17 protein-coding genes and 2 pseudogenes are annotated in these 20,740 nt (G+C 36.5%); 16 read left to right on the plus strand and 3 right to left on the minus strand.

From position 1 onward, the window contains the following. Positions 1 to 217: 217 nt before the first annotated feature. From BN2144_RS06710 to prmC, 3 genes are read left to right on the plus strand one after another with little or no spacing between them, the layout of a single operon-like run. Positions 218 to 844, plus strand: coding sequence for a thymidine kinase (locus tag BN2144_RS06710; protein WP_033827497.1), 627 nt, complete (start codon positions 218 to 220; stop codon positions 842 to 844). Positions 845 to 856: 12 nt separating this feature from the next. Continuing rightward, complete coding sequence (prfA, locus tag BN2144_RS06715) at positions 857 to 1,927, plus strand: peptide chain release factor 1 (RefSeq protein ID WP_033827701.1); 1,071 nt, start codon at positions 857 to 859, stop codon at positions 1,925 to 1,927. Beyond that, the gene (prmC, locus tag BN2144_RS06720; RefSeq protein ID WP_033827498.1) at positions 1,914 to 2,780 is read left to right on the plus strand and encodes a peptide chain release factor N(5)-glutamine methyltransferase; all 867 of its coding nucleotides are present in this window, start codon (positions 1,914 to 1,916) and stop codon (positions 2,778 to 2,780) included. The genes prfA and prmC overlap by 14 nt, the downstream gene beginning before the upstream one ends. Before the next feature lie 362 nt (positions 2,781 to 3,142). Here the strand turns inward: prmC and spoIIR are convergent, their stop codons facing one another. After that, positions 3,143 to 3,817, minus strand: coding sequence for a stage II sporulation protein R (gene spoIIR, locus BN2144_RS06725; RefSeq protein ID WP_033827499.1), 675 nt, complete (start codon positions 3,815 to 3,817; stop codon positions 3,143 to 3,145). Positions 3,818 to 4,328: 511 nt separating this feature from the next. On the opposite strand from spoIIR, the gene BN2144_RS06730 reads away from it, so the two are divergent. The 8 genes and pseudogenes from BN2144_RS06730 (at position 4,329) to BN2144_RS06760 (ending at position 11,667) form a co-directional block, all read left to right on the plus strand. Beyond that, positions 4,329 to 5,372, plus strand: coding sequence for an L-threonylcarbamoyladenylate synthase (locus tag BN2144_RS06730; RefSeq protein ID WP_033827500.1), 1,044 nt, complete (start codon positions 4,329 to 4,331; stop codon positions 5,370 to 5,372). A gap of 355 nt (positions 5,373 to 5,727) precedes the next feature. Continuing rightward, positions 5,728 to 6,282, plus strand: coding sequence for a manganese efflux pump MntP (locus BN2144_RS06735; RefSeq protein ID WP_033827501.1), 555 nt, complete (start codon positions 5,728 to 5,730; stop codon positions 6,280 to 6,282). Positions 6,283 to 6,431: 149 nt separating this feature from the next. Continuing rightward, positions 6,432 to 6,872, plus strand: a complete 441-nt coding sequence (locus tag BN2144_RS06740; RefSeq protein ID WP_033827502.1) for a low molecular weight protein arginine phosphatase — start codon at positions 6,432 to 6,434, stop codon at positions 6,870 to 6,872. A gap of 51 nt (positions 6,873 to 6,923) precedes the next feature. Next, positions 6,924 to 7,271: pseudogene (locus BN2144_RS20920) on the plus strand (HAMP domain-containing protein); the annotation flags it as partial. Positions 7,272 to 7,355: 84 nt separating this feature from the next. Beyond that, positions 7,356 to 8,216, plus strand: coding sequence for a methyl-accepting chemotaxis protein (locus BN2144_RS06745; RefSeq protein ID WP_407638060.1), 861 nt, complete (start codon positions 7,356 to 7,358; stop codon positions 8,214 to 8,216). 690 nt (positions 8,217 to 8,906) lie between these two features. After that, positions 8,907 to 9,350, plus strand: a complete 444-nt coding sequence (rpiB, locus tag BN2144_RS06750; protein WP_033827504.1) for a ribose 5-phosphate isomerase B — start codon at positions 8,907 to 8,909, stop codon at positions 9,348 to 9,350. Positions 9,351 to 9,599: 249 nt separating this feature from the next. Continuing rightward, a complete protein-coding gene (locus BN2144_RS06755; RefSeq protein ID WP_033827505.1) occupies positions 9,600 to 10,169 on the plus strand; it encodes a TIGR01440 family protein in 570 nt (189 codons plus the stop codon). 256 nt (positions 10,170 to 10,425) lie between these two features. Further along, complete coding sequence (locus BN2144_RS06760) at positions 10,426 to 11,667, plus strand: serine hydroxymethyltransferase (protein ID WP_033827506.1); 1,242 nt, start codon at positions 10,426 to 10,428, stop codon at positions 11,665 to 11,667. Between the two features lie 93 nt (positions 11,668 to 11,760). On the opposite strand, the gene BN2144_RS06765 is transcribed toward BN2144_RS06760, so the two are convergent. Together BN2144_RS06765 and BN2144_RS06770 are read right to left on the minus strand one after the other, a co-directional pair. Next, the gene (locus BN2144_RS06765) at positions 11,761 to 12,621 is read right to left on the minus strand and encodes an alpha/beta hydrolase (protein WP_050632229.1); all 861 of its coding nucleotides are present in this window, start codon (positions 12,619 to 12,621) and stop codon (positions 11,761 to 11,763) included. A 12-nt stretch (positions 12,622 to 12,633) separates the two neighbouring features. Next, entirely contained in the window at positions 12,634 to 14,265 is a 1,632-nt protein-coding gene (locus BN2144_RS06770) for a PucR family transcriptional regulator (protein WP_033827507.1), read from the minus strand. A 279-nt stretch (positions 14,266 to 14,544) separates the two neighbouring features. On the opposite strand from BN2144_RS06770, the pseudogene fdrA reads away from it, so the two are divergent. From fdrA to arcC, 5 genes and pseudogenes are all read left to right on the plus strand, one after another. After that, positions 14,545 to 16,266: pseudogene (fdrA, locus tag BN2144_RS20315) on the plus strand (acyl-CoA synthetase FdrA); the annotation flags it as partial. A 63-nt stretch (positions 16,267 to 16,329) separates the two neighbouring features. After that, positions 16,330 to 17,553 (plus strand): YlbE family protein, encoded by a 1,224-nt coding sequence (locus BN2144_RS20320; RefSeq protein WP_230199774.1) that lies wholly within the window; start codon positions 16,330 to 16,332, stop codon positions 17,551 to 17,553. Positions 17,554 to 17,555: 2 nt separating this feature from the next. After that, on the plus strand, positions 17,556 to 18,401 hold the full coding sequence (locus tag BN2144_RS06785) for an oxamate carbamoyltransferase subunit AllH family protein (protein WP_033827509.1): 846 nt from the start codon (positions 17,556 to 17,558) through the stop codon (positions 18,399 to 18,401). Positions 18,402 to 18,403: 2 nt separating this feature from the next. Continuing rightward, on the plus strand, positions 18,404 to 19,675 hold the full coding sequence (locus tag BN2144_RS06790) for an MFS transporter (protein ID WP_033827510.1): 1,272 nt from the start codon (positions 18,404 to 18,406) through the stop codon (positions 19,673 to 19,675). 26 nt (positions 19,676 to 19,701) lie between these two features. Continuing rightward, the gene (gene arcC / locus BN2144_RS06795) at positions 19,702 to 20,673 is read left to right on the plus strand and encodes a carbamate kinase (RefSeq protein ID WP_042337707.1); all 972 of its coding nucleotides are present in this window, start codon (positions 19,702 to 19,704) and stop codon (positions 20,671 to 20,673) included. Positions 20,674 to 20,740 lie beyond the last annotated feature (67 nt).

A 20,740-nucleotide genomic window follows, 5' to 3' on the forward strand; every position in this document is an offset into this window, starting at 1 on the left:
ATTTTCTTGGTAGGCAATAAAGACAAGAAAATAGATGTTTTTCTATACGCATAAGCGCAACTACGGTTCTGCTTTCGCCTAAAGGCTCGGCAATCACCGAGTTTTCTTTATTAAAAAAGGTTTTCACGAGCAAAAGTATCGTTTAATATATAGATTGGAAACGAATAATAATAAAATATAATATTGGTCATTTGTTATGGAAGGAGCAGCAGTTTGCATGTATGTAATGAAACAATCAGGATGGATTGAAGTAATCTGTGGCAGTATGTTTTCTGGAAAGTCTGAAGAACTGATTCGAAGAGTTCGCCGTTGTCAATTTGCTAAACAAAATGTGTGTGTATTTAAACCGAAATTAGATAATCGTTACAGCAAAGTTGAAGTAGTATCACATAATGGAGACACCATTCATGCTCATCCGGTTGATGCTGCCCAAGATATATATAATTTTATTTCAAAAGATACAGATGTGATTGCAATTGATGAAGTGCAATTTTTTGATGAGCAAATTGTTGATGTTGTTCAAGATTTAGCAAATGACGGGTATCGTGTTATTGTCGCTGGACTAGACTTAGACTTTCGGGGTGAACCTTTTGGCCCGATGCCACATTTGTTAAGTATTGCAGAACAATTAACAAAACTACAGGCAGTATGTACAGTTTGTGGCTCACCTGCCAGTCGTACCCAACGATTAATTAATGGAAAACCAGCTTCATACTATGATCCAGTTATTATGGTTGGGGCACAGGAAAGTTATGAACCACGTTGCCGCCATCATCATGAAGTGCCTGATTTTCCACGGATTGAAATGAATGAACGATTGAATATGAATTTTGTAAAGAGGTGAAACGGGATGTCAATGTTTGATCGATTAGCTGCTGTTGAAGATCGGTATGATAGACTAAATGAATTACTTAGCGATCCAGATATTGTAAGTGATCCAAAAAAATTAAGAGAATACTCGAAGGAACAATCGAATATTCAAGAAACGGTAGAAACATATCGAGAATATAAGCGAGTACAAGAAGAACTCCAAGATGCTAAGTTGATGTTAGATGAAAAGCTGGATGCAGAAATGAAAGAAATGGTTAAAGAAGAAGTTGACCAGCTTGAAAATCGAGTTGAGGAACTAGAAGCACAGTTAAAGATTTTGCTTATACCAAAAGACCCGAATGATGATAAGAACGTCATTATGGAAATTCGTGGAGCAGCAGGTGGGGACGAAGCGGCGCTGTTTGCTGGGGATTTATTTCGGATGTACAGTCGTTATGCCGAACACCAAGGTTGGAAAGTTGATGTTATTGAAGCAAACTCTACTGGTTTAGGTGGATATAAAGAAGTCATCTTTATGATAAATGGGCATGGCGCTTATTCAAAGTTAAAATATGAAAATGGTGCACACCGCGTTCAACGTGTTCCAACAACAGAATCAGGTGGGCGGATTCATACGTCGACGGCTACTGTTGCGGTTTTACCTGAAATTGAAGATGTCGATGTGGAAATTAACGAGAAGGATATTCGTTTTGATACGTACGCATCGAGTGGAGCAGGTGGACAAAGTGTTAACACGACGATGTCTGCTGTTCGATTAACACATATACCAACAGGAATTGTCGTTACTTGCCAAGATGAACGTTCACAAATTAAAAATCGGGAAAAAGCAATGAAAGTATTGCGTGCTCGTATTTACGATAAATTCCAACAAGAAGCACAAGCAGAATATGATGCAAATCGGAAAACTGCTGTTGGTACAGGTGATCGTTCGGAACGTATTCGCACATATAACTTCCCGCAAAATCGAGTAACAGACCATCGAATCGGGCTAACGATTCAAAAACTCGATCAAATATTAGAAGGCAAGATTGATGAATTCATTGAAGCATTAATTTTACATGAACAGGCGGAAAAGTTAAAAAATGAAGCAAGTTAACTATATTTACGAAGCTCTCAATTGGGCTTCTTCTTTTTTAAAAGAATCTGGTCGGGAAGAAAATGTTGCAGAAATTGCTATTCAGTATGTATTGAAAATGAATCGAACGGAGCTTTTAACGAACTTACGTGAAGAAATGAAAGAAAATGAGTGGAAGAAGTTTGTTCATCTAATTGAAGCGCATATTGATGGGGTTCCAATTCAATATTTACTTGGCTATGAGGAGTTTTTTGGGCGGAGATTTTTTGTAAATGAAGATGTATTAATACCCCGCCCAGAAACCGAGGAATTAGTATTGGGTATTCTAGAGCGAATTGAAAAGAGGTTTCCTGGTAGCTGTAAGAGACTAGACTGTGTTGATATCGGTACAGGGAGTGGAGCGATTGCGGTTACATTAAAGTTAGAATATCCTAATTTACATATGACCGCTTCGGATTTATCGAAAAGAGCATTAGTTGTAGCTGAAAAAAATGCAACGGCTCATGGAGCTAAAGTGGAATGTGTAGAAGGAGATTTGCTTCAGCCATTTATCGGAAAACGACGCTTTGATATTATTGTATCGAATCCCCCGTACATTCCTTTAGGGGATCGTGAAAGTTTATCCACAATCGTTAAAGACCATGAACCAGGTTTAGCTTTATTCGGTGGGTTAGACGGTCTAGAGTTTTATCGGAAAATAATTGCCCAGTTGCCGCTAGTTATGAAGGAACAGGCATTAGTCGGATTTGAAATCGGAAGTGGTCAAGGCGAAGAAATTAAAGTTTTATTATTAGAGCAATTTCCACTTGCTGAAGTTGAGGTTGTAAATGATATAAACGGAAAAGAAAGAATGGTTTTTGCGTATATTTGTTAGCTGAGGTCCCTTTTCTAGTAGAAGGGGCTTTTTGTGGTTGGCTCTTTTTTAGTAGGCGGGGGTTCAAGGGTAAAGTAAGCGCGAGAATCGGTTGAATTGTCCAATAGAAGTGGTGTCTAGGACAAAACAGGTGCGAAAAACCGATGCAAATGTCCTAGAAGAAGGTACTCAAGGACAAAAATGGGGTGAAAGCAAGCAGAAATGTCCTAGAGCACGAGTCTCAAGGACAAAATGAGCACAAAATTAGCATGGACTGTCCAATATAAGCTGTCCCGCCGTCAAAATCTAATTAGTTCCACAAACCGCACGATTACTTAAACATCGCCAAAGTCCGATCCAATCAGTTCTACTAATAAAAACAATTACTTAAACAACGCCAAAATCCGATCAATGAGCTCAACTAAAAAGAACTTTACTTCAACATCATCTTGATCCTCTACATATACATTTTCCCCAGATTGTTTTGCATTGGCAGTAGTAACCTCTGCTCCTTTTCCACTATCTTTCTCCTCGAAGCCATCACTAACCGCAGAGCCGCTTGAAAAATCTAAGAAACATAACGGTGGAAATAGTACACACCACCAGTTTGCCCCTGAGCCTTCACCAAGTGTAATAAGGACCGCTTCGTATTGACCGGCAGGATATAAAAAGTTTCCATATAGTTTTGTAGGAAAATCTACTTTACCAAATTCGATTTTGACCGATTGATTTACTCCATTTTCTTTCAATACATCTTTTGCAATTTGTTCAAGTTCATCTAAGTTACCAGCAATTGTTTCACGAGCAGCCTCAAGTGAAGTTAATTCACTAACCCATTCCGTAATTTGGGCATTCACACGGTCACGGACCATTCTCTTAATCTCTTGATCGTGCTCGGAATTACTATTTGCTAGTATCCGTAAACGAATCGCATCATTTGGTATAACTTCAACATTTTCCTCTTCGGCAAAGCTTTTCGGTATGTATAAACTAAACATACTGGCGATTGTCACCAATATGAAAAAGAATGCAATGGCATGAATCATTTTTTGTCTCATTAAAATTCCTCTCCCTTCACTAAAACATTGTTGACTGATTCTATAAAACTTATACACTTGTGGATAAAAATTTTTGTATAGAAATTGACGGTTATCATTTAAGTTAATATGTATAGGGTTTATCACTCTTTATTGAATGATTGGAAGCTTTAAGCTTAACTAATAGGGAAAAACCCTGATTTGAACAAGATATGAATCTACTAGATTGGGGATGGTTATTGGGGAACGCTGTGAAGGATTTCACGACTCGTACTCACCTGAAAATATACGAGATCAAGTAAGAAACTTTTAATATTCCATACTTCTACCTATACTAGAAAGAGGGATTAGGTAGATTTTCTCCCTTGTTATAAACAGACTTATCCACAAACCCAACAAAGTTATAAACAAATTGTGGATAGTTTTCCTGTTTTATGAAAAAAGTAAAAGCAATTTTTTAAAGTAATGGATAAAAAGACATGTATAATAGGATGAGATATATTTTATTTTAGGAGCAAAGAAGGAGTAAGTTATGTTAACAAAAATTTGGAAAGTGGATAACTATGTGGAAAACTTATACACATATCCACAAATAAAAGAAGCTGCAAATGAGTTGAGAAAGAATGAACTTGTTGCTTTTCCAACTGAAACAGTATATGGCTTAGGGGCAAATGCACATAGTGACCATGCAGTTCAAAAAATTTACCGTGCAAAAGGGAGACCAAGTGATAATCCACTGATTGTTCATATTAGTAAAAAGGAAGATGTAGATAAATATGCACTGGAAGTTCCTGAAAAGGCACGTAAATTAATAGAACAATTTTGGCCAGGACCGTTAACAATTATATTAAATGTAAAACAGGGACTTTTATCAACATATGTGACAGCTGGACTTCCAACAGTTGGTATCCGCATGCCGTCCCACCCGGTTGCCTTAGCATTAATTGAAGCGAGCGGTTTACCTATTGCTGCACCAAGTGCGAATCTTTCCGGTAAACCGAGCCCAACAACTTTTCAGCATGTAAACAACGATTTACACGGAAAAATTGCAGGCATAGTAGATGGAGGAGAAACGGGTGTTGGTGTAGAATCGACAGTTATTGATTGTACTGAAGGGACCCCTGTTATTTTACGACCTGGTGGTGTCACAAGAGAAGAAATTGAAAATATCATCGGTCCTGTTGCAATGGATAAACAAGTTAAAGAGGTTGTTGATCAGCCGAAATCTCCGGGGATGAAGTACACACATTATGCACCAGATGCACCCATGTATTTAGTCGAAGGTTCACCAACATATATCCAACAACTTGTGAATAACTCACGAAACCAAGGGAAGAGGGTTGGAGTTTTAACAACAGATGAGCAAAAAAATTACTACAAAGCTGACGTGATTGTTTGTTGTGGAAAAAGAGATCATTTATCCACAGTAGCCCACAACTTATACAGTGCGTTACGCCAGTTCAATGATAAAAAGATTAATATTATATACAGCGAAACGTTTCCGCGAGAAGGTATTGGGGTTGCAATCATGAACAGGTTATTAAAAGCAGCAGGGCATCGGGTAATAAAGGAATAATTTTTTGAAGTAAACGGACCAACATTTGGATAAGCCCATCACGAATAGTTTTTTGGGTACAGATTTTTTTAGCCTTAACTTAACAGAGAATGCTAATAATCATGAGTAAAAATTCAGCCATAACTTAGGCAGAATGTTATTACCATGAGCACGGATTCAGCCATAATTTAACACAGAACGCTATATACAAAAGTACAGATCCCGACCATATCTTTTATAGAAGACCGCTTTATTTAAAGTCAGACCTCAGTGCAATATTTATTGAAGCCTAAATAGAAAGCAAGTCTAATCCTTTAGAGCAAAGCATAAGTTTATAAAAGCTAGTCCAAGATTATGCGGTTTTAGGGGGAGTTATATGCATTCTATTTTGAGCGAGATATTCACACTAGCACTGATGGCCTTTGCGGTCGGGATGGATGCATTTTCTGTAGGGTTAGGTATGGGAATGGTTCCGATGCGGCTAAAGCAAATTATGAAAATTGGGTTCGTTGTTGGAAGTTTTCATATTTGGATGCCGCTATTAGGGATATTGGCGGGAAAAATGTTATCTGAACAATTAGGAACGATTGCAACATATTCAGGTGGTGTACTATTAATCCTTATTGGTTTACATATGGTTGCTGTAAGCTTTAAAGAAGCCGATGAACCAAGTTTTAAACCGGTTGGCTTCGGACTTATTCTTTTTGCCACAAGTGTTAGTTTAGATAGTTTCCCATTAGGTTTAACCCTTGGAATATATGGTGCCAAAACAATGACCGTTGTTCTGATGTTTGGGTTTTTTGCTACCGTATTAACATGGGCGGGTCTTCTACTTGGAAGGAAGATCAAAGGAGTAATCGGAACATATAGTGAAGCTTTCGGTGGGTTTATCCTATTACTATTTGGCTTAAGGTTAATTTTTCCATTTTAATCATTGTATCGCTCTTGAATGAGAAACGGAACAAGTAAACAAGCTATATAGCTTAAAATAGTTAAAAACAATTATTATATAAGAATCTTCTTAATAAAAACTTTCAATATGAACATCATTTTCGTATAATTAAATTAGGGGGATTTCTCTTGTCAAAAATTCTATTTGTATGCACAGGAAATACATGTCGTAGTCCGATGGCAGAAGCAATATTAAAACATTTAAATAAAGATGTCGAGGTAAAGTCAGCTGGTATTTTTGCAACAGCTGGTGCGGATTGCTCTTTATTTGCAAAAGAAGTACTAAAAGAACAGAACATTGAACATACTCATCAATCCAGACCATTAACATTAGCTGAATTGGATTGGGCGGATCTTGTTTTAACGATGACAAACGCACATAAAAATGTTATTCATCAACAATATCCACAATATAGGAATAAAGTGTATACGTTAAAGGAATATATTAATAATGATTCACAAGATGTGTTTGATCCATACGGTGGTTCCTTAGAAACGTATCGTTATACATATAAAGAATTATATGAATTACTAGAAAAACTTCAAGAAAAACTGAACATGAAGCGATGAATCAAGTGCAAAGGGAGAGTCGTATGAGTAGCGATAAAAGGGGGAAATGGGATGGACCAGAAGAAATACAAATTCAGTCTTCGTAAAAAACTTGTCTTTTTTACAACAGCACTCGCTATAATAACATATTCAACAAGCGCAATTTTTATATACATCCTTTATCCATTATTATTTAAAGATTTATTTAATCAATTTGTATTTACGATTGGGACATTAACGCTTGGCATTATCTGGTCCGGTATTTTAGCATATTTTGCAGCAATCCTCATTGTGAAACCGTTAAAAGAGTTGGAAAAGGCTGCAATTGAGGCAGCGAGTGGGGATATAACGAAAAATGTTGTAGTTTCCAAGTCAGATGATGAAATTCGGGCTGTTGGATTAGCTTTTAACTTCATGCTTGAAAATATCCGGAAACTTGTAAAACAAATCGATATGAATTTTACCCAAACAAATGAAAAAGTAGTGTTAATTACGCAAGAATCGATGAAAGCAGCAGAACAGGCTGAGAATATTGCAACAACAATTACGGAGATTTCTAAAGGAGCTGAGAACTCAGCCGAGTCCATTCAAAATACAGCGGAATCGATTGAAGATGTGATTACGATTGCGATGGATGTTCAAGAGAAGGCAAAGAGTTCGGAACAAATATCTAACGAAATGATTGAAATTCTCCAAGAAAGTAGACAAGCGATTTTATCGTTAATCAACGGGATTGAGGAATTAGCTCGCACGAATAAAGCTTCATTAAAATCGGTGAACCGCCTTGCAGAAAATGCAGAACAAGTAGGACATATTATTCAATTAGTTGGAGATATCGCAAATCAGACAAATCTATTGGCGTTAAATGCATCAATAGAAGCTGCTCGCGCTGGGGAACATGGACGTGGCTTTGCTGTTGTCGCAGAGGAAGTCCGTAAATTAGCTGATGAAAGTGCAAAAGCAGTTAGTGGAATTACTGAGTTACTAAACAATATTCAAAATGAAGTGAGACAAGTTGTTAGTCAAATATCTCAACAAGTGGAATCCGTTGATCAGGAAGTTGTAAAAGGTGCTTCCACAAATCATATGATGGAAACGATGACGAATACCATTTATCAAGTTGCCGATGCAGTGAAAAATATTTCAATACAAGTTGACAGGCAGATGGACAGCATTCGTAATACTTCCATTCAGTCACAAGAAGTATCTGCCATTGCCGAGCAAACATCTGCAGGGGCTGAGGAAGTTGCGGCTTCTACACAAGAACAAACGTATGTTATTGCTAATGTAGAAGGTATCGCAACCGAGCTCAATGAATTGGCAAATAAGTTAAAACAAACGATTACTCAATTTAAAGTTAATTAAAATTATTTAGGTAGCTGTATTCGGCTGCCTTTTTTGGCTTATAGAAAGGGCTGTGCGAAAAGGGGATTTCCCAAAAAAACTGTGATTTATGACTTTCTGGACGCCCCTTCCTATACGCATAAGCGCACAAGGAAGGCTCTAGCACCGAAAAAAAGCTTTTTCGGGGAACTCTAGTCTCTTGGTTGCCTGAAGGCTTGGTTTTCTTTGTTGGGCTACCATGGAAAAAGGACGTTTCACTAAGTGTAGACGCCCAAATTGAGGTGAAAAAGGATAAAAAGGTCATCTAGAGCAGTTGTAGAGCCCGAATCGCGGTCAAAAGGGATAAAAAGGTCATCTAGAATAGTAGTAATAGGCGCCAACTCATGGTCAATCGAATTGAAGTGATCATGGGCCACCTCCACATCTCCATCTCCACACCTAAAAAACCTAAAAAACGGACAAGCCCATTCATACGAAGCTTGTCCGTTGTGTTATTCATATTCGCAAATTCGAATTTCACTTTCAGAGTCAAAGAAGTATGCTTTGTTCGTAGAAAGGCTGTAACGAGAAGTCTTCTGAAAACCTCGGAAAAGCATCCGACAAAAGCCACACTAGGAATACGAACAAAGTTTCATGAAAACAATTAAATAAGATGATAAAATGAAGCTAGAGATTTATACTAAGTGTAGAAACATATTCGAGGTGAATAGAATGAAGGTAGCTGTCGCTGCAGACCATGGTGGGATTCATTTAAAAGAAGAAATTGTCGATTTGTTAAAAGAACTAGAAATCGAATACGAGGATTTTGGTTGTAATTGTGAGACATCCGTTGACTATCCAGATTATGCTTTACCAGTTGCGGAAAAAGTTGCAAAAGGGGAATTTGACCGAGCTATTTTAATTTGTGGGACAGGAATTGGTATGAGTATTGCTGCAAATAAAGTAAAAGGGATTCGCTGTGCTTTATGTCATGACGTCTTTAGTGCTAAAGCGACTCGTGAACATAATGATACGAATGTTTTATCGATGGGAGAACGTGTCATTGGTGCTGGACTTGCCCGTGAAATTGCAAGAACGTGGTTAACAACTGAGTTTACTGGTGGGAGACATCAACGCCGAATTGGCAAAATTGATGAATACGAAAACAAACAATAAAACGTAATATCAAGTCATTTTATAGGCTGTTTAAACTTTCCTTATCCTTGGAAAAGACGAGTCGCATTTTCCTTCGTGCGATGTAAATTCGAGGAAGACTATTCAAAGTACTGGCGGGTAGTGTCCGCTTTTAGCGAATAATAGCAAAGTTTACGCATCGTCATAAACCTTACAACCTGCTACTTACTCATTAGGGGAAACTAGAATAGTCTAGTAAGCCCCGTTTCTAATTTTAAGAGGTGAAAAAATATGGACGTTACATTGTGGAGAAAAGAATGTCAACAAATTTTTGCAGAGTTTCAGCAACAAATGACAGCAACGAAACATCGGGTACTTGTCATCGGTTGTTCTACTTCAGAGATTGCTGGTGAAAAGATTGGCACAAGTGGTTCAATGCAAGTAGCCGAAATCGTCTATCAAGAAGCGGAACAGTTTGCAAAAAGAACGGGCATGTTTCTCGCTTTTCAATGTTGTGAGCATTTGAATCGCACTTTAGTCGTCGAGAAAGAAATTGCGGAACGATTCAATCTCGAGATTGTTTCGGTTATCCCCGTACCAAGTGCGGGTGGTTCGATGGCTTCATATGCCTACCAACAGATGAAAGATCCTGTTGTTGTTGAGTTTATTCAAGCGGATTTTGGGATAGACATTGGTGACACATTTATTGGAATGCATTTGAAACATGTTGCGGTTCCAGTACGGGTCTCACGAAATTCAATTGGTGATGCGCATGTAACGTTAGCAAAAACTCGACCAAAATTAATTGGAGGAGAACGAGCTGTCTATCATTTAAATAGAGAGGAATATTCGTGTTTTTAAATGAACAAATCATACTCTTTTACATCTATTTGTATAGAATGCCCTTCGTAATTGGATAAATCGACGAAGGGTTATTTACTGTTATTAATGGGCATTTTTGAAACACGAACATTTTTTAATATTAAGATGATTAAAATTAGTATTTCCCTAAAATAAAAACCATGATAAAATAAAAGAGGATTAAGTTTTAGAATAATATGCACTTTTTGTAAACCGTATTCGTGTAAGTTTACTTATCTGAAAGGGGATTAGAAAAATGAGTCAAATTGCCAAGCAGGATGAAGCTGTATTTAAAGCGATTCAAGATGAATTGAAACGTCAACAAATGAAAATTGAATTAATTGCCTCGGAAAACTTTGTATCGGAAGCTGTCATGGAAGCTCAAGGTTCTGTATTAACGAATAAATATGCTGAAGGATATCCAGGTCGCAGGTATTATGGTGGCTGTGAGTATGTTGATGTTGTGGAAGATTTAGCGAGAGATCGGGCGAAGGAAATCTTCGGAGCAGATCATGCGAATGTTCAACCACATTCTGGAGCTCAAGCAAATATGGCTGTCTATTTTTCAATATTACAACCAGGTGATACAGTACTAGGAATGAACTTATCACATGGTGGACATTTGACTCATGGAAGTCCAGTAAACTTTAGTGGAAAACTGTACAACTTTGTGGACTACGGTGTAGATGAACAAACAGAAACGATTAATTATGAAGATGTACTTGAAAAATCTCGTACATATAAACCAAAACTCATTGTTGCTGGGGCAAGTGCTTATCCACGGGTTATTGATTTTAAAAAGTTCCGTGAAATAGCAGATGAGGTAGGTGCCTATTTCATGGTCGATATGGCGCATATTGCAGGGCTAGTTGCAGTTGGTCTTCATCCGAACCCAGTGCCATATGCAGATTTTGTAACGACAACAACGCATAAAACATTACGCGGACCTCGTGGAGGGATGATTCTTTGCAAAGAACAATATGCGAAACAAATAGATAAATCTATATTCCCTGGTATTCAAGGTGGTCCATTGATGCATGTCATTGCAGCAAAAGCAGTAGCCTTTGGAGAAGCATTACAACCAAATTTTAAAACCTATATCGAACATGTTGTGGAAAATGCAAAACAACTTGGCGAAACATTAGTAGAAGAAGGATTGCGTCTCGTATCAGGTGGTACGGATAATCATTTATTACTCGTTGATGTACGTCCACTCGGATTAACGGGTGATGTGGCTGAACATGTATTAGATGAAGTCGGAATTACTTGTAATAAAAATACAATTCCTTATGATCCGGAACGTCCGAATGTAACAAGTGGAATTCGCCTTGGATCAGCAGCAGTTACTTCTCGTGGTTTTACAAAAGCGGATATGGTTGAAGTCGGTAAAATCATCGCGAAAACGTTGAAAAACCATGAAGATGCGAATGTATTAGCAGAATCCAGAGCACGTGTTTTAGCATTAAATGGAAACCATCCTTTATATTCAAATAAATAATAGTAAAGGGGCTATCTAGAAAGTCGTATTTCGATTTCTCGAGCCCCTTTTCATAGTTCAAAATAAAGTTCCATCATAAGTTCTAACAACTTTTTAGATTACATATGCCTCCAAAAACTGTACCATCCTTTCATATAGCTCCGTTGATTCCGGTAATTGTGTATTTCGATCGTAATCATGTTCGAGACCATGAACCGTAAATAATTCATTGACAGGAATTATTTTCGACAATTTTTCAGTAATTTGATATGGGACATCTTGGTCATCTGTACTGGCCGTTAAAAATGTTGGTGGTAACTGTTTTAGTTCCTCCTCGGTTAATGAGTAGTCAGATAAAGAATCGGTTTCATTTAATAATGAGTAGACCCATTTTCCTGTTTGTCGATAATAAACATATAAGGAATAGCGCTTTTCTAACTCTCCATGAACAATCGGTTTGTCTGAAATTAAGTTTTGAATCGCTCCATATTGGAATTTCGGGAATTTTAAATAATGACGATTTGGACCTTTAAGGATTCCGTTCATTAAAGAATAGTAACCATATAGACTAATGATGGCTTTCGGTTGTTTAGGTAAAAATCCTTTATTTACTAATAAACTTAAATAAGCACCACTCGAACGACCAAATAATATAAAGTCTGTTGATTGAAGATTGAATTCTTTTTGGGCATGGTCAATAAACCAGTTAATAGCATCAGAAACAGATTGAATAATATGACCTAATTTTGTTTCTGGCGCTAAAGGATAATCGATGGAGAAAAAATCATAACCGTGCGCTGTTAGTTGTTGAATATACATATCAGGTAAATCCATTCGATGACCATAGACGAGCCCGCCGCCATGGATATAAATGATCGTCATATTTTTCCTGTTATCATCGGCTTGAATAAACGAAGCCTCTAAAGGAACTTGATTAATTTCCCCGTATTGTATTGTTTTTATTACATTTTCCATTGTCTTTGCTCCTTATAATGTATAGTTTTGATTGTTAATAAAATCTAGTAACCGCAATCCAATATTCATATTTAAAACATCTTCTGGATCGTCTAGGCTTAACCCCGTTAGTTCCTTAATACGGTCAATGCGATATTTGGCTGTTTTTGGGTGGATATATAATATTTCAGCTGTCAAAGTATAGTTTTGATTATTGTCTAGAAAAACTCTCAAAGTTTGGTTCAATTCAGGGTTTTTTTCTTCGACGGTAAGTAAAGAGTCAGGGATAAAAGACGCTAAATCATCAATATTACTCGTTTCCATGAAAATACGAAAAATACCTAAATCATGATAGGAAAAGATTTTATCTTGCTTCTTCGTATTTCGTAATAATTTTAATATCCCATTTGCTTGTTTGTTTGCAATTGGAAGGGTACGAGCATCTGTTTTCGAACTAATCCCGACATTATAGTGTAAGTTTTCAAACTGACCAGATTTTATGAAAGACTGAATGGCAGAAAGAATATTATCTTTAAAAGATAAATCATCATCCGTATTAGAAATGAGAAATACAATTTTCCTCTTCTTAACGATATAAACATACTTTTTCCAAAACATTTGGATATAAGGGGTTAAATTTTTTGCGATTAAAGCTGAGTCGTTCCACTTCATATCATCAATATTAAGGTCTTTTATAATATCAACGATGACTAAATTGAATGTATCTTCTGCATGGAATTTTAAGTAGTGTAAGACTTCATACATTTCTTCCTCAGAATGAAATCGGCCAAAAATCAAGTCATTAATCAACTCATAAATATGATTTAAATTTTGCTGGGTAATTGCATATTTTTTTATTAATTCCATTTGAAGAAAGCCAACTGTATTTTCGATCGCCATGAAGTCCCGCTCTGTAATTTCTTTATTTAAAAAATGTATCACCAATTGATATGTATCTGGTGTTAAACTTGGAATATCAACGACTAACTGTTTATTTTCCGTTTGTTTATTTATGTCAGGATAAAACACGACTTGTTCTTTATAGGAGAAGGTTGTATATCTCTTTTTTGGTAGCACAGCCTTTTGAATAACGTTAAAATGATCTAATGTTTTCTTTGTACTTACTTCAACATATTCTCGATTTTTATAAAGACTTACATCTTTTCCGATTAGTTTCTTTAAATAAGAGATAATATCTTGTAATTTTGGCTCATTTAATGCCATTCTCGTAAGTTCTTTGTTAATGTCATAATAGTAGTCGAGAAGTACCTTATTTTTATTAATTAATGTCTCCATCACTGTTAAAATAATGGCTTCATACTTTGTCTCTTTCGTAATTTTCACTAATGGAATACTGAAACGATTACATTGTTCTTTAAAGTTTTCTGGTATTAATTGGACAAGCCGGTCTACCTTTACAATGATTGCTGAAATTCCAACTTCATCAGCTTTTAAGAAGAAGTCATTGATCTCCTTTTCAGTGAAATCCTTCAAAGCAAAAAAACTAGTAAGGATCACTTGTCCAGCATTTCCCCAGACATCAATATCGGGCCCTTCCATAACCATAATTCCAGTTACTTCATTATTAAGACCATCTATTCCAGCTATTGTCTTTGAATCTTTTAAAGAGTCGAACGCTAACATATCATGAACGGTTAATGGCATAGCTATAATCTCCTCGATTGATAGGTACTCCTTTAGTAAAATGAAAAATTTCTCTCCACGAATGAATAAATTACTTCAAATTAACAACTCTAATGGGAGAGGTTAATATGATCCTTTCAGAAGTAAACCCTCATATTTATTATTGTAAGATACTGTACCTATACAATTGTATTATCTCTAGTGGATAAAAAAAACGGTAATTTTTATCAATTTGTCCAGATGAAAACACTTTCCAAGAAAATTATAATTAACTCATCAAGTGAAAGGAGTCACAAACTTATGCTATATACAATAATTAAAGAAAATAGTTATCAAGATTCCATTAATTTGATGCTATTAACGAATGCAATAAATGCGTTAGATGGTGTTAATAAAAGTCAAATTATGATGGGTACAGATGCAAATAAAGATATTTTTAAAAATGGTGGATTATTAACACCTGAAGCTGAAAAAGCAAAAGGTAGCGATATGGTTATCGTTATTGATGCTGACGACAAAGCAATTGTTGACCGTGCATTAGAGGAAGTTGAGCGCTTCTTAAACGACTTATCAGTAAAAGATAATGATAAAGATGCAGTAAAGAGTGCAAAAAACTGGAAAGAAGCTTTAGAAGCACTACCAGATGCTAACTTGGCACTTGTTTCCATTCCTGGGGTTTATGCTGCTGATGAAATTGAAAAAGCACTTGATAATAACTTACACGTATTCTCTTTCAGTGACAACGTTTCGATTGAAGACGAAGTACGTTTGAAAAAGAAAGCTCACGAAAAAGGTCTTCTACTTATGGGTCCTGACTGTGGAACAGGAATTATCTCTGGTATCCCAATGGCTTTCACAAATGTTGTAAAACAAGGAAATATTGGTATCGTTGGTGCTTCTGGTACAGGTATCCAAGAAGTAACAGCAATGATTGATAAATTAGGCGGCGGTGTTGTTCATGCCATCGGTACAGGAGGTCGTGACTTAAGTGATAAAGTTGGTGCCATCACTGTTATGGATGCAATTGTTGGTCTTGAACATCATGATCCAACTGAAGTGATTGTTGTTATCTCAAAACCACCTGCACCTGCAGTAAGAGATCGTGTTGTTCAATTACTACACGATGTAAGTAAACCAGTCGTTGCCATCTTCTTAGGTGAAAAACCAGATCACCACGAAGGCGACGTATACTTAGCACATACATTAGAAGAAACAGCTAGAATTGCAGTTGATCTTGCAAATGGTGAAAAAGTAAAACCAAACTACTACGAAGCGGTAAAACATGATGTTACCCCTCTTCCTAGTGGTAAGACGGTTAAAGGTTTATACTCTGGTGGTACATTAGCTGCTGAAGCTGGAATGATGATTTCTGAAGCATTAGATCTTGGTGGCCTAATTAAAGAAGAAGGTTACATCTTAAAAACACATGGCTTTGAAGTAATGGACCTTGGTGATGACATCTATACACAAGGTAAACCACATCCAATGATTGACCCAGAGGTTCGGATTAACAAAATTTTAGGATATGCAAAAGATCCGGAAACAGGCGTCATTCTTCTTGACTGTGTTCTAGGTTACGGTTGCCATCCTGACATGGCTTCAGCTCTTGCTCCAACAATTAAAGAAGCGATTGAAATAGCAAAAGCTGATGGACGCGAATTACACTTCATTGGCACAGTTGTTGGTACAAAACAAGACCCACAAGATTACAACCAAGCAGTAAGAACATTAGAAGAAGCTGGAGTGACCGTTGAAGAAAGTAACGCAAAAGCAGTTCATCTAGCTCTTAAATTTATGGGTAAAGAATTAGTTGAACCAGATAAAGAAGTAGTTCCCTACAATAATCCTAAAAACCCACTACCAAAATTAAGTAGTGCAGTTGATGAATTATTAAACTCGATGCCACGAGTTATTAACATTGGTCTTGAAAGCTTCAACGAACCAATTCTTAAATACGGCGGTGAATCCGTACAATTCAATTGGAGACCAATCGCTGGTGGGAATAAGAAATTAATCAAGATTCTTAACGCATTAAGCAAGCGAGAAGACGAAATCAATGCATGGAACGATGAAGTTATTGAACGTATGAAAAATGCACAACCATTCTTGATGGACGTTGTTCCCGCACATACGGTTATCCCAGAATTAGCGGGTAACAATAAAGTATTGCTTCATGCTGGACCACCAATCAAATGGGATGAAATGACTGGTCCAATGCAAGGTTCTTGTATCGGTGCCACACTATTTGAAGGCTGGGCATCAACAGAAGAAGAAGCAGTTAAATTACTTGAATCTGGTGAAGTTGAGTTTATGCCATGTCATCATGCACATGCAGTAGGACCAATGGGTGGGATTACATCTGCAAATATGGCTGTGCTCGTTGTTGAAAATAAATTAGACGGTACAAAAGCTTATTGTACAATGAACGAAGGTATTGGTAAAGTATTACGCTTTGGTGCATACTCTCAAGAAGTTGTTGATCGTCTAAAATGGATGAAAGATGTTCTTGGACCGGTATTAAGCCAAGCAATTAAAGGTAAAGGCGATGGAATTAACATCAATGTTATCATTGCAAAAGCAATTACAATGGGTGACGAATTCCACCAAAGAAATATTGCAGCTTCTCTAATCTTCTTAAAAGAAGTTGCACCGAAAATTGTTGAACTTGATATAGAAGAATCTAAGAAAAAAGAAGTCATGCAATTCTTAGCTGATACAGACCAATTCTTCCTTAACATCATGATGGCAACTGGTAAAGTAATTGTTGACTACGCACGTCAAGTCCAAAACGGTACAGTAGTCACAACGATGACAAGAAATGGTAGAAACTTTGGAATTCGTATCAGTGGAATGGGTGATGAATGGTTTACAGCACCTGTTAATACACCAAAAGGTTTATACTTCACAGGTTTTACTGAAGAAGATGGAAACCCAGATATCGGTGACAGTGCAATCACTGAAACTGTTGGTGTCGGTGGTATGGCAATGGTTGCGGCACCTGGTGTTACTCGTTTCGTTGGTGCTGGCGGTTTTGATGATGCACTTAAAGTTTCAAATGAAATGGCAGAAATTAGCATTACTCAAAATTCCAACTGGAGCATTCCAACTTGGGACTTCAAAGGAGCTTGCTTAGGTATCGACTTACGTAAAGTCGTTGAAACGGGTATTACTCCGCTTATCAATACTGGTATTGCTCATAAAGAAGCAGGTGTTGGACAAGTAGGAGCAGGAACAGTTCGAGCACCACTTGCTTGTTTCGAAAAAGCACTTGAAGCATATGCAGCAAAATTAGGCATCGTTGTTGAATAAAAATGAGTTTCTATGAATTTGAATACGGGGTAAAAAGCAATTTTTTATCCCGTATTTTATCGAAACAACAAAATGGAAAAGTGCATAGCATCTTTCAAAGTAGCTTAAATATTCAATTTGGAAAAAGTTTAATCCATATTGGCCCTTTAGGAACACCGCTTTCTAGCTTTGGGATAAATATTCCAAAGTTGAAATTAAAAACGATATTAAACAAAGTAACGATTGGGGATACAGTAGAATCTGTTGATAGGAAGATTTTTATTAGAACATTTCAAGCGGTTTTTGTCGTTCATATAGATAAATTTACTACAATAGATTTACGTATACATCCGGCCCCAATAGATACGAGGAAATTAAAGAGAAATGCGATTTACAAGATGATCCTTGGAATAAATTACAATACAATGTCAGGGATGATTCAATCTCAGCATGAGAAAAATATGTTATATAAGCTTCTATCATGCCGTAACGATTCTATAGTTATTAAAGAAGTTATTCGTTATTTTTTTGGTAGAGGGATTGGATTAACTCCAAGTGGTGATGATTTTCTTTCAGGTATTGTCATGGTGGAATCGTTCTTTGCTCAAACTACTACTTGGCAATCTATGTTGGAAAAACATATAAAGGTTTATGAAACAACCGATGTTAGCTTGAATTATTACTATTCTCTTTTAAGTGGATTTGTTAGTGAAAATTTTTTGAACTTATTTCGGAACTTATATATTGATGTTTACACTACAAAGGCAAAGAGAATTGTGAAAGACGTAACAAATTATGGACATACATCTGGTTATGATACGTTACTCGGTATTATAGTCGCGATAAAACTAAATATATTGGAGGAGTAAGTATGGAGAATACAGCAAATAAAGTGAATGCGAAACATCAGGCTGTTGAAGTCTCTGAAAAGTATTGGTGGAAAGTTGTCATATTATTTACGATTGGTTGGGCATTAATGTATGCAGACCGTACAATCTTAAACCCAGTTCAAGCAATTATTGGAGATCAATTTGGTCTAAGCAACTCACAAATTGGTTTAATTAATAGTGTTTTCTTCTTAACATACGCGATTACACAAATTCCTGGTGGTGTCATTGGTGATAAATATGGAAGAAAAATGGTTGTTGCTGCCGGCTTTGTTCTGTTCGGTTTAACAACTGGATTAACAGGTCTTGCAGGTACTTTTGGAATTTTCATGATTTGGCGTGCTCTTACAGGAATCGGGGAAGGTTTTTACTATGGACCACAATATGCCCTTTCTACTGAATCAATTCCAACAAAGAATTTAACTTTAGGTACAGCAATCATTAACAGTGGACAAGCTCTAGGTATTTCAGGTGGTTATTTACTATCAAGTAAATTAGTTTTACAAGATGGTGCACATTGGAGTCGACCATTCTATGTTATGGCTATTCCAACAATTATCGTCGGGATTTTATTCTATGTTATGCTTCATGAAAAAGTCGTTCGTCCTGAAGATAAAGGGAAGGCAACAACTCAAGCAAAATCAGAAGGTCCAAAAGAAAAAGTATCTATTGGATCAATTTTCAAAAATAGAAACTTAATATTTATCTTTATTATGTGTTTCTGTTCACTTTATGGATTCTTCGTTGTTACGACTTGGTTACCTCAATTTTTACAAGCAGAAAGAGGTTATGCAGGAACAGAAGTTGGGTTCATTTCTTCATTAGTTCCTTGGGCTTCGATTCCAGGGGCGGTTATCTTTGCACGACTATCTGACAAACTAAAGAAATCAAAACTACTAATTTTCATTCTTGTACCATTAGCTGCCATTTCAATTGTTGCTGTAGCCAATGTTCAAAGTCATACAGCTTTAATTATTGCACTAATTTGCTATGGCTTATTCGGTAAATTAGCTCTTGATCCAATTATGGTTGCTTTTGTTACGAAACATGCACCAAAAGTGGCGTTATCTACCGCATTAAGTGCTTATAACTTTATTGGGATGACAAGTTCTATTTTAGCACCATACCTTACTGGTTGGTTTGTTGATATGATCGGTTCTATGCAAATCAGTTTCTATATTTCAGGTGTATTGTTAATTGTTGGTTTAATCTTTATCGTCTTTACACAAGAAAACCCAACAAAACAAGTTAAGTAAACAAATTCTATCGAGGTGAGACAACAATGGGAAAAAAAATAGTCGTTGCATTAGGTGGTAACGCCATTTTAACAGACGATCCAACAGCACAAGGACAACAAAAAGTCCTTAAATATACAGCAGAAAAATTAGCAAATCTAGTTAAACAAGGTCACCAATTAGTTGTTACACACGGAAATGGTCCACAAGTAGGGAACTTATTAAACCAACAACTTGCTGCAAATTCAGAGAAGAACCCAGCTTTACCACTAGATACATGTGTTGCAATGACTCAAGGTAGTATTGGCTATTGGACACAAAATGCATTAAATGAAGTATTCCAACAACAAAATATAAAAAAACAAGCAGTCTCTGTAGTTACACAATGTTTGGTTGATAAAAATGACCCAGCATTTAAAAATCCGGCTAAACCTGTAGGTCCTTTCTTAACGGAAGAAGAAGCAAAAGCAGCTCACACACAAGATGGAGCTACTTATAAAGAAGATGCAGGTCGCGGATTTAGAAAAGTTGTTCCTTCTCCAAAACCAAAAGCAATTATTGAATATCCAATGGTAAAAAACTTAATTGAAAGTGGCTTTGTTACAATTTCAGCTGGCGGTGGTGGCGTACCTGTTATTGAAACAGAAACAGGCTACCAAGGAGTAGAAGCGGTTATCGACAAAGACTTTGCTGCTGCAAAATTAGCAGAAATGCTCGAAGCAGATTACTTTATTATCCTTACAGGGGTAGACAATGTATATATTAACTTTGGTAAGGAAAATCAACAAAAACTTGAAGATGTCCATATTTCTGAGTTAAAAGAATATATCGATCAAAATCAATTTGCTGCAGGCAGTATGTTACCAAAAGTAGAAGCGGTTATTGAATTTCTAGAAAATCGCCCACAAGCAGCTGCAATTATTACATCTTTAGAAAACCTAGAAAACCTTAAAAATGGATTGACAGGAACCGTTGTTAGAAATAGCCATTTACGGATGGTTAGCGATATGCATAACTAAAGCTATTGGTATATAAATAAGGAACTGGAATGAACCATTTCAGTTCCTATCCAACATTATTTAAAAC

Source organism: Bacillus andreraoultii, assembly GCF_001244735.1.
In the GTDB taxonomy this organism is placed as follows: domain Bacteria; phylum Bacillota; class Bacilli; order Bacillales; family Caldibacillaceae; genus Caldifermentibacillus; species Caldifermentibacillus andreraoultii.